The following is a 17,159-nucleotide window of genomic DNA, read 5'->3' on the forward strand; positions in this document are numbered from 1 at the left end:
GTCGGATCCGCCTCACTGCCGCATACGGAGAGAACGGATCCGCGCGTCGCCGCGTCGACACCCTGCGAACGGAATCGTGATCGTCGCATCGCACAACGGTTTCGCGCAGGGGTGCTGGCCTCGGGGGAGCGCCAGCGCGCACGGGGGGACAGCGGGCGCGAGACACACCCGCGTCAGTTCGCCTGTCTGCGCGTTCACTGGTCGTACTGACCACAAACGAACAGAGGCTTTCTGGCCTCGGGGGATGTGCTTTGAAGAAGATCTTCTCAGGAGTGGCCTCGGTGGCCCTCGTGTTGCTGTTGGTACTTTCCGATGTCGTGGGTGGCGTGAGCGCGCTTCCTGCCGCGGTTGCCGCAGATACCCCGAGCATCACCCTGAATGGCACCGTCGCCGAGGGCGATCCTGGCTATCTCAACTCGAAGTCGATTGTGCTCTCGACCGGGGCAGAAACGAAGATCAACTATCGGCTCGTTCCCGGCTACGCGTCTGGGGCCGCAACTGGGGTCACCGTCGCGATCTACCTCCCTTCGCTTGAGCATGTTGGCGATGGATACCGAGTGGTTGGGCGGGATCGGGCCCCGAGCCCGCTGGGCGTCCAAGGCCGAGTGAGCGCTGGCGGCGGCTGGAACGTGCTCTCTGACACGACCGTGCAGGGTGGCCCGATCGTGATGGAGTATGACGGAGATCTGCGCGCCGGGGTGAACCCCGCGTTTGATATCTTCCTCACGACCTACAACGATGGCTCGGACGGACCCTACGGGGGAGTACCCGAGGGCACTCGCTTCGAGATCAACGGCTCCGTCTCATACGAGATGTTCAACCGAGTTGAGGGCTCTTCGTGGACGACACCGAACGAGCTCGACGACGAGTCGCGCGTCTCGGTGATTTCCTCGGACTTGCGCTGGGAAACGCAGATCGAATCGTACGTGCCGGGTGGCGGCCCGGATCTCGTGCCCATTTGGGATCGATACCAGTACGTCGACTATCTCTACTCGCTCTCCAACACCTCAGACAACGTCGCCGCCAACATCGATGGCTATTCGGTCACCTTTGATATTGACTCCACTGACAGTGATGTGAACGGCATCATCCCCTTCGACATCAACCGCTGGCGGTACGAGGAAGGGGGCCCGGCTACTCCGAACGATGACCGGAACGATACATCGGGACAATTCGTCGGCGTACCTGGCGAGGGCGGCGTGCTGATCTACGACGTCACCGATTGGGATGGCACAAGCGAACTCACCGATGAGATTCCGTACACGTATTCCGGTACCGGCATGCTCACAATCGACCGTGAGCATGGCGCGAACAAGCAGGCGCTCACACCTGAGGGCGCTGCCGGACCTTCCGAGCGCAAATACTTGATCTCGCTGCCATTGAGTCGGCAAGGGTTCCCGAACCCGCCCACAACGTTCCGCGTAACCGCAATCACGAATGTTCTCTTCGCGAAGACCGCGAACTGGTCAAAGACCCGCGTGGTTGAGCGCGAGATTGTCGTGCCCGAGTATGCCTTCACGTTCTCGCACACCGCCCAGCAGCGGGAAGTTGTGTACGGCTACGAGACCTACACCGAGATCTCTGAGCTGCGCAGCGCATCAAACGCACCGACATTTGACCCGACAGTGCGCTACGAGCTTGACCCGGATGTCACTCCGGATCGCGTTAGCTATGAGATACCCGAGACCGATCTCGAACGCTTCGAGGACGTACGGGTGAGCTATCGTTTCGAAGACGAGCAGCGCGGCAAGACCGTTACCGAGTCGCTCACGCCGACGGTTTCAGATCCGGATCCCGACACGGGCCTCGTCACCCTCACGTTTGATCTCGCGGAACTGCAGAAACGCGACTGGGACCACACGCTCGTTCTCGGGCTCGGTGGTCGGGTTGAGGCAGGCGCGCTGCTGCCTGTCACCATCAAGGTCTTCGGTGCGCCTCTCCGTGTTGGCGACGTGACGTCGACGGCAACGGCCGTGTTCATCGAGAAGATCGCGAGCAACGACGATTTCGGTGGCAACACCACGTATACCGAGGTGCCGCACGAGACTCCGATTGATGCGAGCTACACCGTGATCTACCCCAAGGAGGTCGTGCCGAACATTGCCGTGCGCATCGATGGCACGGCCGACCGAGCTACGGTGGATTACGGTGCGAAAACGACAATCGATTTTCTCTTCGGTGTCAACGGCACCACCGCCGCAAACTCGACAACGACGCTCGCCGTGAACCCGAAGGTTGAGCGGCTTCGCGATGCCGAACTCACCCTTCGAGCCGCGCTCTTCGCCCAAGCGGAGCGCGTGCGAGTGAGCGTGGAAACGATCGACGGGACCGTCACCCGGCTTGAGCTCGGAAGCCCCGCTGCGAACGGTGATGTTGTTGTCGCGTTGCCGGAGCACGTGGCGAAGGTGATGATCGAGACCGATACGCTTGCCACCGATGGCGCCGTAAACTTCGCCACGATCACGGCGAAGGTCGGGGCAAAGCTCGACAGGCAGCACTTGATCAATGCGAAGATCCGCACGTATCAGCCGAAGCCCTATGATCGGGATGCCACCCGCGAGGCCAGTGGCACGATTGATATCCGGTTGCCCAATGAGCTCGTTCCAGCCGTTGATGTTGTCGGCATCTACGGCTCGCAGCGCACGCAGAAGACGACGAACGTCGGCTATGAGTCGACGTTCGAAGCCGAGTATCAGGTGGATACGAAGGGCGTGAACTCGCCTCAGGCGAGCTACACGATTGACATGCTTGCACCCACGAAGACGGGTGCGCTCGAGTTCTCCAAGATCAGACTCCAGCAGCCGTTCCTTGACGCCATCACGGATCCCGTGATCACGTTCGTGAGTGCCTCGGGGAAGGAACAGGAGTTCACGGACTCCGAAGTTGCAGCGGGGGATGTGGCTCTCACAGACATCGCGAAAATTGTCATCTCCGGCAAGGACTTGCGTGTGCGCGGTCTGAGCGCAGTGGCGCTCGTTGAGTACCGCGCGGGCATCGAGATCGGGTCCTCGCAGACGCTGCGCGCGACGTTCACCGGGACTCAAGAGGCCCCGTACGAGGAGACGAAGACCGCGCGCCAGCAGAATCAGGTCAACGTCCGCGAGACGCAGACCGCTGTGAAGGTTGAGGGCGTCAACCAGGTGACGCAGCCTCTCGGTGCTGGGAACGCGTACTCGGTTGACATCTATCGCTGGTGGAACCGTGGCTCCACATACAACACGCAGGACTACACCCTCGACCAGGGATACAAGTCGCTCGGTGGCTTCACGACGACGCTCACCCGGCCGACCGCCGCCTCCGAGAACAACGACCAGCGCGTCAGCGTCGACGTCGCGCTCCCGCATACCCAATTCGATCTCTACTACCTGAAGATCCGCGAGGACATGCGACCGTACCTCGAGTCGGTCGACCTCTTCCGCATGGTTGACGGTACAGAGGTGCTCTGGAAGACAGTGCCCGGAGATGCTTGGGTGGAGAACTCACAGGAGGGCGCTGGCTTCTGGCGCATTGCCACCGCGCGGCCCGCGACTCCGGACAGCGAGCTCTTCACCACGTACGACTCTGTCACCGGAGTGAGCGAACACCCGTATTACAAGGAAGCGTGGGACGCGGACGTACAGCCTGATTCGCCCGTCTCTCGCGTTTCGGTTCATCTGGAGTTCTCGCGAGAGAGCAACGATGCTGCTCCGCAGATGGCAGGCACACAAAATGATGTCATCGAGTACATGGGTCGCTTCCACTCGTCTTCCGTGAAGGGGAAACAGGCGACGAAGCTCACCGCCACCGACACGTTCGGGCGCGATCGCGAACTCACCCGTACTGCCACCACCTCAATCAACTCACTCGTCGCCTACCCGTTCGCGCAGTCGCGCACCGGCGCAAATGACAATACGTCGCTCGCGAACAAGGTGATCCCGATGGGGAGCGCGGGGGAGTACCTCGCAAGCATCTGGAACGTCAATACGGCGAACTGGTCGTACTACTCCGGGCATGGCCCCGATGTGTACGTGCCCGCCGCGACCGAGTACGACGAGTGGCTCGGCATGTACGATCCCGCGTCGTTCCACGACAAGCTCGTCTACGAATTTGTGTACCCCGCGACCCCGGCTGATGACGCCGTGTACAACCTGGACGCAACTCACGTCTCGATCGCCGATACGAGCACACTGCAGTACCTCACAGGGGTGCGGGTGACCGGCGCGCGAGGCGACATCCTCTCCATTGACTTCGCGGCCCCCCTCGCGCAGGCTCCCCGCTTCGACTACGACAACTCCCGTGAGCGAGGGATCCACGACGATGGCGACGGGACGTTTACGGTCTCGTTAGGTCAGGAAGGCTCCTACCCCAAGCGCTTTGAAGCGATCTTTGAGGAGGTCGCCGGATTCGGAGAGCGCACCGCAGAGCTTGATGGCATCGCCCCCGACACGCTTGGCGCTTCGCTTGCCGAGGTCGACGTGCGTGTAGCGGGTGTGGTCAATGGAAACCGCGCGCTCCAGGGCACCACGAACCTCTACCGCGTGCCGAGCGACACGGGGGTGAAAGCCCTCATGCACACGTCGAGTGCGACGTTGACCGGCTACACGCCGAAGCTGAGCGCGAAGCTCGACATGAGCTTCGACAGCGTGAAGGTGTATGACTACCAGGCTGACGGGATTACGCCGAGCACCACGCAGGTGGCCGTGGGGATCGAGAACACCTCCGAAGCGGACATCAAGGATGCCGTCATCACCTTCACTCCCGACGCGGCGTATCGCTCGCAGCTGGTTGCGATCCCGGAGGACATCTTCGCCGGAGACTGGTCGGTTGACCGAGTCACGGTGACGCAGGGTGGCACAACGGTTGAGATTGCCAGCGATCGCTTCATTGCCAACCCCGAGACAGGAATGCGTGAGTTCGATCTGCGCAGCCTGTTCGCAGACGGAACGCTGCGGTCACAGCCGTTCGATGTGACGCTCGGCGGTACAGCGACGTTGCTCAAGGAACACATCGATAGCATCTCCGTGGCGTTCGCGCCGCGCGATGGCACGGTCGGCCTGTGGGGCTCGATCACTCGAGGGAATTCGAACGAACCCCTTCCTACCCGCATGCGCGACGGGGGCGACCTGTTCGTCACGGGCGTGTGGGTCGACGAGGCGGCCGACGGACCCAGCTGGAGCTCGAAGCCGACGTTCGTGACGGAGCGGAGCAAGGGCAGCGATGAGCAGATCATGCTGCATAGCGCCTTCACCGCGAGCGCGGTGGTTACCTCCTATAACCCGATCTTCGTTTCCGCGGGCGGGGGCAACTCAGGCGAGAAGCCGACGCTGCGCCTCGCGAGTAGCTCGAGCAGCGCCGCGGCGCCACGAGTCTTCACCCGCGTGGCGCGGATGCAGGCGCACGCTGTGCATCTCCGTGAAGACTTCTCGCGGGCCGACGCGACCGGTCTGTTCTACGACGCAGACACGGGGACTCAGATCGACTTCGCAAACATCGCGGTCGGCGACACGACCCGTGTGCTCTACGAGTTGCGGAACGTCGGAACGACGGCGAGCGATGACGCTGGCCCCGGATCGCTCCCGGTGTTTTCCCCGGTTGCGCACATCGAGGCGCCCGCCTTCCTTGCGGTCTCCGACGTGCAGGCTTCCTCGGCGTACCTCCTCGCCGATCCGAACCGAGCAGGAGTCATCGCGGAGAGCGTCAATACGGCAGTCACCGTGCCGGAGGATCAGGTGCGGATCACGCGTCAGAACAGCAAGCGCGCTGACGTCGCCTTCGACGTCACGCTGCACGACGGTGAGTCTGTGTTCTTTGTCGTCGAATACACGGCGACGAACGACCAGCCGAGCATCCTCGGCGCGACCCAGGGCAAGACCCTGCAGTGGAACGTGTACGCGCGGCCCGCCTACACACACCACTTCATGAGCTACAACAGCGATGGCGCGAATGGCAACCGCGTGACGGGATCCACCGCCGCGGTGAACTTTGACGGCGATGCGTTTGCTGAGCAGCTCGGGCGACTGACGAACACCGCGTATCGCTACGCCGATCCGAAGCAGCTCGTCATCGAGAGCCGCTTCGACCGCGAGAACGTGTCCGGCGAGGATATGACCCTCACCGTGAAGAACATCGGCAACGAGATCCGACATGACAACACGGCCCTCGACCTGTTCCTCACTCTTGACACCGGCGGCCTGCTTGGTTTCGAGTTGACGGAGTTTCCGACCGTTCCGGCGCTCAACGTGCCCGAGGGTGCCGCGGCCTCCGCGCAGCCCACAGTCCTGTTCCAGGATCGGGACGGGAAGTGGGTCGACTCGGCTGATTTCGACGCGTCGGAGCATACGATGCGCGAGATCAACAAGCTCTGGATCCGCTACGGCACCGTGCACGCGGGCGCTGGGCCATCGAACTTTGAGATCTCCGGGACCGGGCACTGGCGCACGCCGGCGGCCCAGAACACAAAGTCCTACCGCCTCACCTCGCAGGCGCAGACGCGCCTCACGCACCAGGACGAGACGGGTACGGGCATTGCGGAGTACAGCTACCGCACCGAGGCAGCGCAGACCGTGTACAAGGCGATCCCTACGGTCGAGTTCAACATCCAGTCCTTCGACACCCGAGCCGAGGCGACCGCGCCCTACAACGGCGCGCAGCCGGGAAAGACCGGCTACGTGGCCGGCGACGACGTGCACTACCGACTCACTGCGAAGAACCACAGCACAGATCAGGGCACGAACACGAACACGCCCTACGGCAAGGCGCCGCTGCGCCACCCGGTGATCGTCGACAAGATCCCCGAGTACCTCAGCACCGAGCTGAGCCGCTTCGTGCACGCCGGGGAACTCGACGTCGCCGGCGCCGTCGCCGCCGGTGTACTCGAAATCCGCATGCTCGACGCCGCGGGCACCCCGCGTGACTTCACGCTGCCCGAGGTCACCATGCGCTCGGTGACCGGCCTCGACGTCGCGGGAGCCCAAACCTTCGCAAACGACCGGCACAACGACGGTTGGGGACGGCTCTCCTCCGCCGAGCCCGTGAACACGACCGTAAACCCGGCTGACACGATCGACTTCAACGTGTTCAGCTACACGTTCGCCGATGAAGATCTCGGCCGCGGAGAACAGCTCGAGATTGTGTACTCGGCTCAGGCGAGACAGCACGATCTGCCCCGCGCGCAGTATGCGGATGGCACCGCGGTGTTCGCGCCGCTCTTCGGCTGGTACGGCAGCAACATCCCCGTCGCGAACTCTGCGAAGCAGACCTCGATGGATCTCGCTGCGCTGCTCCATGATGCCGGGATCACTGGCGACCGGGGGCACGAGATGACCGCCTCCGAATTCCTGTCGAATTCGCACTCTTGGCTGCCCGGCTCCAACGACCGGCGCCGCGACGCGAGCAACTCGCCGGGGTCGTACGTCCAGGCGACCTACTACGATGCCTCGGCGAATGTCGAGAAGTCGCACACGGCACATCTCCGGGAGACTGCCGCGAGCGAGCTCTACACGAGCTTCTCATCGACCGCGCTCGACGAGAACTTCGCGTACGTCACGAAGGCGCGTGTGGCCGACGGCGCGGTCACCGCGCCGGAGCGAATTCTCTGGGCGCAGGACGGAATGCAACTGAACCGCGCCTGGCTCTCGGGGGCGAGTGAGATGGTGCCCGATACGGAGCGCGCCGCGTGGGGCACCGACGCGGCGAACTTTGTCGAGCACGACGGCTCGCTGAACTCGTACGAGCGGCATCGGCTCGGCTACACACCATACGTCGAGGACGACTACAGCTACGCCGTGCAACTGCACGAGGAATTCACCGTGCGACTCCATGCGGCAAACCTCGGCGATCGTGCGATCGGCAGCGGGCTCGAGTACACGGAAATCCTCCCGCTGGGGATCAGCCCGTACGACGAGTCCGGGCAACTCCTCGGAGTGGCCGCGCTGAGCGGCGGCGGCGGCGAACTGGCGAGCGAGGTTGAGATCCTCCAGAGCCCGGACAACGATCAGGGCTACCGAGCTCCCGCCCAATCGCAGGAGGCTGGCACGTACGCCGAGTCGACCCGCGATGACGGGATCCCCTACGTGCTCCGGGTGCGGGTCGCAGGCGAGGTGACCGGGCTCTTCGGCTCGGCTGCCGCTGACCAGAACCTGCAGACGCAGCGCGTCGAGATCCGGGTGCGCGTCGCGGGCGAGGTTCCCGCGAACGCGCAGGGGCTCTCGCTCTGGCACGACCAGCTCACGCTGAGCTCGATCGCGCCCGAGGAGTACCTCGAGATCTACGGCGCGGAGTACGGCGGCTTCAGCCGCCCCATCGGCGTGTACAACACGGCCCGCTTCCCGAACGATGGCATGGCGCAGGGGCTGAACGTGAACGACCTCGCCTACGATTTCGGTTCGTACACCTCGTATTTCGCGGTGGAGCCGTGGGGCCGCTACGTGCGCGGCCTGAACGCGCAGGGCACCGCGACGTCCGCCGACGACGGCCGCCCCGCTCTCGTCACGGGCGACCAGATCGCCATGCGCCGCCCCACGCTCCGCGTGTGGAGCAGCGCGAGCAAGGACGCGTACCCCGCGGGGATCGACGCCACGATCGAGGACTTCAGCGTCGACCTGTACGAGGAGTTCTCGATCCGCTCAACCGTCGAGAACCAGCAGCTCGAGGTGCTCGGCGAGTACAACCGGGTGAACAGCGGCTACAACCGCTACTCGGGGGAGAACTTCAACGACGACATCTGGAAGAACGCGCCCCAGACCATCGGCGGGGCGCGCGGGACCTGGTTCGAGCCGACCGTGACGATCGCACTGCCCTACGGCATTGCCCCCGTCCTCGAGGACGGAACGGTCGCCCGCTACGACGGCGAGCTCGCAAAGCAGCAGAGCGTCGAGTTCCAGGCGTCCGCGCAGACGCTCGGGCTCGGCACCTCGGTGCCCGCTCGGGATCTGAGCGCGCTCTTCGATGTGCGCGTCGAACGGCTCGAGGACAAGCTGGGGGAGCGCTTCCTGCTGCACTTCACGGCTCGCGCCGACCGTGCCACCGAGATCGCGACCGGCGAATCGCTCGAGATCACGCCCCGCGTGGCCACGATCGACACGCCACTCTACGGTGCGGACACTGACGACAGCCGCTACCAGCACCTGCTCGCCCTCGCGGGCACGCAGCGCCCGGTCTTCGCCCCCGTCGTCTCGGAGCGCTACACGACCGGCGCGCCCCCGTCGCTCACAGCGCGCGACCAGGGCGTCTCGGCCGCCCCGAACAATGTCAAGTCCTCGAACGGCCTCGCCATCACGGCGAACGACCGGATCCGCCGCGATGCGACGAGCACGTGGAGCAGCAACATGGGCGCGCTGAAGATCACCGAGCGCCTCATCGCCGCCACGCAGCCCTACGGAGCGGACACCGAGCTCACCCTGAACACGGGCACGGGCTGGACCGAGCGCGCGAGCGAGCTGACTCCGGGGCACACGCGCAGCGGAGCTGGCGGAACAGGCAGGACCGGCGGAACGGGCGCTGCGGGATCGCCCGCGACGACCGGTGCGTACGGCAGCAGCGACCTGAACCTCAAGAAGCCGTCGATCACGAACACCACGAAGGCCGCCTCCTTCGCCGATGGGGCGCTCGCCGAGCTGATCCAGGTGGATGCCGCGGGGAAGTACTGGCTCGCAACCGAGGTGTCGAACGCGCCTGAGGACGAGACGAACCCGTACGAGCGGCTGAAGACCGCGGGCGATGTGCACAACGCGCGTTTCGTGGTGACGCAGTTCGTCACGAACTTCGCCGCAGCGACGGACGAGGTGCGCATCGCGGTCGGTGACGAGGTGCTGGACCGCGCCGAGTTCGAGGCCCGCGGCTACACGGTTGAGCGGATGACGCCGGCCGAGCCGACGGTCGACGCGACGCGCAACCGGATCCAGTGGGTGGTCACGCCGCCTGCTGGGGAGCGCGGCACGCGCGGCGAGCTGAAGTCGGGCGAGCGCTTCACGCTCCTCACCGAGCTGCAGCTCGTCGACGGCTACGAGGACAACGTCGTCTCCGACGACACGGTCTGGACGGCCGACGAGCTCGTCATGGACACGTACGTCTCCCTCATCACGGACGACACGACGCTGATCCCGCAGGGGAGCCCGGGGGCGCAGCGCCCGGCCGACTTCATCGTCCAGTCGCTCGCGTCGATCGCGTACCACACGCACACGAGCGACCGGGGCACCGGCATCGACATCGACAGCAACGGAGACCTCGCCGGCCGCTACGCCGCGGACTCCGCGGAGATCGAGATCCTGAAGCCGCGCGCCGAGGTGCGCGTCAACACGACCCGCCCCCGCATCGCCTACTCGAACGGCCTCTCGGGAGACACGTACTTCAACTCCTCGGACACGATCGAGTACCTCATCACCCACGCCGAGAATACGGGCTCCGGGCTCACCGAGCTCGTGATCGAGAACATCCTCCCGACGGACACGACGAACGAGAGCACCGTCTCGGTCAGCAACCAGCCGATCACGACGAACACGCGCTACGTCACCTCCGGCACGTGGGAGCTGCCGCAGCGCACGGTGGACCGGCTCGCCGATGCGGGCACCGAGATCGACGACGCCTTCAAGACCTTCGTCTACGTCTCCGACGAGCTCGCCGAGGACGGCTACGAGGCCGGGGCCTGGACGCTGCTCAACCCGGGCGGCACCTCGATCCTGCGCAACGAGCGCTTCGAGATCCCGGCGGCAGCGCAGGGGGGCCTCCAGAAGATCCGCATCGTGGTGCGCGCGCTCGATCCCGAGACGACCCTCGTGCCGCAGGGCACGCGCCTCGCGATCGACGCGGACCCGGAGACCCCGGGAACGCAGTCGGTGCTCGACACCGATCCGACGAACCGGAGCACCTCGCCCTACCCGGCCTCGGTCACGGACCACGCGATCTCGCTGGGCGTGCGGATCGGGTCCAACGCGAAGTCGACGCTGTTCGTCTATGACACGGCCCAGTTCTGGGGCAACTACGTCTCGACGCGGGTGTCGAAGCTCGCCCAGAGCGAGACCCGCTCGTACCTCACCCCGTCGCGCCCCGTGGTCAACGTGAAGTACGACTCGCTCTACTACCGCAGCGACTCCACGAAGCCGAGCGACCAGCGCTTCGGGTGGTCCGACATCACGGCGATCGCGCCGAAGTCGTCACCGCACCTGAAGTTCAGCGGTGAGTTCATCAACGCCGATCGATCGATGTGGTCGCGCGACGAGGACAACACGTACGCAGAGGACACGTTGGTGAACCCCTTCGTCACGTTCCAGCTCCCCACCGTGATGGAATCCGGCGGGGCGTTCACCTACGTGCCGCAGGCCGACATCACCGCCGATCACCCGCTCGACAGCGCGCACCGCTCGCGCTACTCGCTCACCGCCGCCGACACGAATCTGTGGACGTGGAAGCTTGTGCGCGCCGACGGCAGCGAGGCGGATCCCGAGTCGCACCTGAAGCACACGCGGATCGCGACCGGATCCTGGCCAGGCTTCGACCGGAACGTCGTGTCGGTGTGGTTCGATGGCAGCGTCATGCCGGGCGACAAAATCGTCGTCGAGTTCATCGGAGCGGTCGACGCGTACTCGCCCGGTGCTGAGGCAGAGGACCTGAAGTCCCGGGCCATGGTGACGAACAACACTGGTCTGCTTCACCCGCTGAATTCGCAGCAGAACGCGGCAAACCGCCTCGGCTACTCGACTGACGGTCACGACTTCAACGACAACAAACTGATGAACGACCGCTTGGTCTTCTCGGAGAAGTCGCTGTTCCAGTACGAGACTTACGACAACTTCGGGAAGCGGAAGGTTGCCTACTCCGACCTCAACCGCGCGGGCAGTGTTGCGCCTGAGCAGACGCCTGTGCGCCAGGGCGGCGACTTTACCTTTGAGGTGTCCGTTGACAACTCGAAGGAGGCGGGAGACCGGCCCTACCCGTACCCGATCATCTACGACGTGCTGCCCTCGGCGGGGGACACTTCCATCACCAACGCGACGATCCCGCGCGGATCGCAGTACTCGGCCTGGCTCCGCCCTGACAGCGTGAAGCTCGAGCGGGAGGGCGCCGACAAGAAGACGTACCGGCCGAGCGAGTACACCGTCTTTGTCGGGCCCTTCACGAAGCAGGCCGGCGAGATCGTGGAGACCGAACTGGTGCCCCACGCGGAGGCCGCAAGCGAGTCGTTCTACGACGCGCTCGGTCTGCCCGGCGCTCCTTCCGCGGTGCGCGATCAACACTTCGTGCCGCTCGCCGACGTGGCGGACCGCCCGGAGCTGCTGCACCGCGCGCAGTCGATTCTCGTGCTCTTCAACAGTGCAACCGAGCAGTTGCCCGGACAGAACAAGCTGAAGCTCAGCTACACGATGCGCTCGCCCCTCAACGCACCCGTCTACCTGGAGCAGTTCGACGGTGCTGAGCGCAAGGCCGAAGCATCGCTGTGGAACTCATTCATGGCGACGCAGCGGGTGAGCCGCTTCATCCCGCAGGAGTCGAACAACGCCGGCGTCTACGCGACGGAGAAGCGAGACGGCGTCTACCTCGGCAACTACGTCTGGAACGACGTGAACTACAACGGCGAGCAGGACGAGGGCGACGCGGTGCGCGACGGCAACGGGCGCACGCACCTGCGGCCGAGCCGCGACCTCGACTTCGACGGCGAGATCGACGATCCCGGCATCAACGGCGTGCGCGTCACGCTCTTGACGCCCGCGGGGTACAACGTCGACGCGCTCGGCAACCCTATCCACGAGGTCTCGGGCGCGTGGGAAGTTGTCGACGAAGCCACCGGCACGTCGGTGCTCGACGAGGTGTTCCAGCGCCCCATCCCCTCCGAAGGTCCGCTCGTGACCGTCACCGAGTCGGACATCGCGGGCAACGCGGGGTACTACACCTTCTCGAACATCCGCCCGGGCGACTACCGGGTGCTGTTCGAGTTCCCGCGTGAGTACGACGCGTTCTTGACCACCACGCGCACCGTGTTCGAGCGCGCCGGCGTGGAGAGCTTCGCTCCGGGCGAGCCGCTCGACATCCCCGCCGCGGTCGACGACGCCGCGCTCGTCGCCATCACCGAGGCGGCGACTGTCGACTCGGCGACGGACGACGCGCAGCGCATGAGCTTCGACCTCGGCGTCGCGCAAACCATCGAGTTCGGCGGCACGGTGTTCGCAGAGGACATCGACACCCTCGACGGCTACCAGGCGGGGTCGAACGAACCGGGCATCCCCGGCTACCACGTCACGCTGAAGCACCTGAGCGGCGAGACCGTGCGCGACTCCCACGGCCGCCCGATGGTCGCCGTGACCGATGCCCAGGGGGCCTACCGCTTCACGCTGCTGCCGGTCGACCGCCAGTACTATCTGGAGATCACCGACGAGAACGGCGAGTTCAACTCGGAGCGGCTCGTCTCCCCGTTCCTCCACCACAGCGACCCGTTCGCCGAGGCGAACGACAACGACGGCCTGAACGAGAAGGGCACGCGGATCGTGAAGACGAACCCGCTGAACTTCGACCTGGAGGGGCTCTTCGCCTCCGGCTTCGCGCCGCGCGAGAGCGTGAGCATCGGCTTCTACGACAAGACGACGTACGGCGTGATCGGCAACCGGGTGTGGGATGACCGCAACCGGAACGGTCTCCAGGAGGCGGGGGAGCCGGGCATCGCCGGGCAGCAGCTCGAGCTCGAGCAGTACGTCGAGATCGACGGCGCCTGGACGCGCACCGACTACGCCCAGCGCACGGTGTCGAACGACGACGGCTTCTACTACTTCACTAAGGTGCCGAGCGTCCGTTACGACGGCACTGAGGCACTGCCGACGAAGTACCAGGTCGTCGTTCGAGAGCTCGTCACCGGCTACACGTTCGCGCCGACGCACGCGCCCGGGCTGTCGCTCACCGGCACGCGCGAGACCGACTCCGACTTCTTCCCGAACGGGACGATGCACGAGACCGGCGCCGCCCTCGGAGAGCACCTGATCAGCGTCGTGGAGATCGACGAGGCGACGGGCGTCGTGTTCGGCATCACCGACAACACGATCGACCTCGGGCTCATGGCGCACGCGCGCTCGGAGCTCTCGGGCGAGGTGTTCCTCGACGCCGACGCGAGCGGAACGAAGACCGCGGCTGAGGTCGCCGCCGCCGAAGATCGCTACACGGCGACCCTCGAGGTGCGCACCGCGGCCGGCTGGGCCACCGCGCGGCAGGACGCTGCGGGGCGCATGATCGAACCGGCCGCGGCGCGCGACAGCGACGCGCCGATCCGGCAGGAGGGCGTCTCGTCGTACCGCTTCGAGGACCTGCACATCCTCGACAGCGTGCAGCTCGTGCCCTACGAGTACCGCGTGCGGGTCACCGAGGTGCCGCTCTGGCAGGGCGTCACGGCGCTCGGCGCCGGGGACGATCCCACCGTCGACAACGACTTCACTCAGTCAGCTCGCGGCGCGACGCTCACCGCGGTGTCCGAGCCCCGCGTGCTCGGCGCGCTCCAGAACGAACTGCTGCCCATCGATACCCGCACGGGGGTCCCGGCAGAGGACGTCGACTTGGGGCTTGTGCCGCTCGAGCGCGAAGCGCAGGTCGGTGACTTCATCTGGGACGACCGAGATCGCGATGGGCTGCAGGGAGCTGACGAGCCCGGGCTGGGGGGCATCCGCGTGGTGCTCAACCGCGTGATCGACGGCGAACTTGTGCCCGTCGCCGAAACGGAGACGGACGCTGACGGAGCCTATGCGTTCACCGCGGCGGTGGCCGAGGAGGATCCCGCGACCGGGCACCTCGATCAGCCGCACCGCTACGTCGTTGAATTCGCTCTCAGCTCGCGCCAGACGATCTCCCCGCTCTCGGTCGGCAGCGACGACGCGAAGAACTCCAAGTTCGCTGAGCTGCTCGGAGAAGGCGGCGCGCGCTACGGCCACGCGATCGCGGATCCCGCGCACACCGTGATCTCCGAGGAGTTCTCGCTCGTGTCGGCCGACGGCAACGGCCGCGCCGACTACACGACGGCCGCAGGGACCGACCGCATCGACGGCGGCGTGATCACGCACGACTCAATCCGGATCCTCGGCGACACCGTCTTCCACGACGTGAACGCCGACGGAGCGCAAGGTCCCGACGAGCCCGGCATCCCGGGGCTCGAGGCTGCCGTGTACGCCCTGAACCGAGACACTGGGCTCTGGGAACCCTACACGGACGTTGACGGTCACCACACGGTCGCCACGGACGCGGACGGGCACTACGCGTTCGCCGTCGAGGTCGCCGATCTCGAAAAGGACTCGCCGCACTACCGCACCCCCGCGGAGTACCGCGTGCGGCTCGACGCCCCAGCGAACCTCCAGCTGGTTGAGGTGAACAACGTGTTCTTCCGCCAGCCAGGAGGCGACGTCGACGGGATCCCGATCCCGAAGCCGTTCAGCACCGTGCTCACCGATCCGATCTCGCTGATCGAAGCAAGGTCCGCGGGATCCGCAGCTGAGGCGCTTGATCTTGACGACGCACACGATGTGCTCAGCGCGGACGCCGGTTTCACCATGTTCGACACCGACGTGACGATTGGTGGGCGCATGTGGGAGGACGCGAATAACGATGGCATTCAGGACGCCGATGAAGCGGGGACCGCTGGCCGCATGGTGACCCTGTGGGAGCGCGTCGACGGGGTGTGGATCCGCACCGCCGATCTTGACGGCGTCGGCGAGCAGATGACAGATGCCCTCGGGGAGTACCGCTTCCGGGTGGCGCCCACTCACTTCGAGGAGGGGGCTGCGGGCTTCCTCGCGCCGCGTGAGTATCGTGTCACCGCAGAGCGCGCGGGGTACCAGGTCTGGTCGCCGCTCAACGTCGGCGACGATCGGGAGATCGACAGCGACATCAGTACGCTGAGCGAGACGACGACGGCACCTGAGCTGCCGCAAGCCGCCTCACACGTCGGGGAGACGCGCGTCTTCTCGATCGTGGATCACACGGACGGTGTGATCGATCTCACCTCATCCCGTGACGACCTGCACATGGGTATCGGTGTGAAAACCTACCCGCACCTCACCGCCGTTGGGGGAACTGTGTGGGACGACGCGGACGAGGACGGCGTGCAAGAGTCGGGTGAAGCGCCGCTCGCTGATTACGAGGTGACGCTGTGGGAACGCGTTGACGGAGACTGGCAGGTCGCTACTGACGCGAACGGTGAGTCGACGCAACGAACTGATGCCGAGGGGCGTTATGCCTTCGCGGTGCTGCCGACCGAGTACGACGCCGCGGCTCCCGGCTACCTGCTGCCCCGCACGTACCGCACCACTGTGGCTGTGCCGCAGGCCTTCCGCCTGAGCGCTGGGAGTCTGACGGCCAAGACCGACGGGAAGCACGCTGTTTCGCTCGAAGCGCAGATTGTGGAGTTGGTGGATGCGGAGTCCGAAGCTCTTGAAAGCGCTGAGGGTGCCGATACCGCTGTGGACGATCGTGAGCCGTCAGCGACTCGGATTGATCTGGCGAGTGTGCGCGATGATCTCACGCTCAGCTACCCGTTTGCGCGGGTGTCTGTGCCCGTCACGCCGACGCCCGGTCTTCCCGTGATCGGCGACCTCGCGGTCACGGGAGCAGGGCTCGGTATTGGCGCCGTACTCGGGGTGTTGCTGCTCGCAGCAGGCGGAGTGCTCCTCGGCCTGCGGCGACAGCGCGCGAAGCAGGAAACCAAATAGTGGAAGCGGAGGAACCCCGAGTGGCAAAGCATGGAGTGCCTGAGCGTGCGAACGCGGCGGAGGCTGCGGAAGGTGCGGAGACGACGGTGGCCCAGGGAACTGGGGAGGAACCCAGCGCGTCTGCTGGGCGTCGCAGTCGCTCTCGGCATCGTGCGCTCTGGCTCGGCGTTGGCGCTGCCGCGGCGCTTGCAATCGGCGCGGTGACCTGGTCCTTGTGGCCTGCGGGTGATGTGCGCACCACCACGGTGCTTGGTGTGGAGTACTCAACGAACCTGAATGTCGAGGAACAGAACGGCTATACCTACGTCACGGTGCCCGTCAACACGGAGGCGGAGTCCCTAGTGCTCGAGGTGCCCGACGCCGAGGACACCCGGACGATCCGTGAGTTCCTCGCTGGCCTCGATACGTTCGTGCCCGGAGAACACGTGCTGTCGCTGGGCACAGCAAATCTGCACATCATCGTGGACGGGCTCGCCGAGTAGGCGGAGGGAGCTCCTCCTTGACCCTCCC

2 protein-coding genes are annotated in these 17,159 nt (G+C 65.5%); both read left to right on the top strand.

What is annotated here, in order from left to right; genetic code table 11:
• Positions 1-251 precede the first annotated feature (251 nt).
• Entirely contained in the window at positions 252-16,649 is a 16,398-nt protein-coding gene (locus tag ACR81A_RS04105; protein ID WP_440312718.1) for an SdrD B-like domain-containing protein, read from the top strand.
• Positions 16,650-16,669: 20 nt separating this feature from the next.
• A complete protein-coding gene (locus ACR81A_RS04110; RefSeq protein ID WP_440312719.1) occupies positions 16,670-17,131 on the top strand; it encodes a hypothetical protein in 462 nt (153 codons plus the stop codon).
• Positions 17,132-17,159: the final 28 nt, after the last annotated feature.

It is taken from the genome of Leucobacter chromiireducens (genome assembly GCF_051993095.1).
In the GTDB taxonomy this organism is placed as follows: Bacteria; Actinomycetota; Actinomycetes; order Actinomycetales; family Microbacteriaceae; genus Leucobacter; species Leucobacter chromiireducens.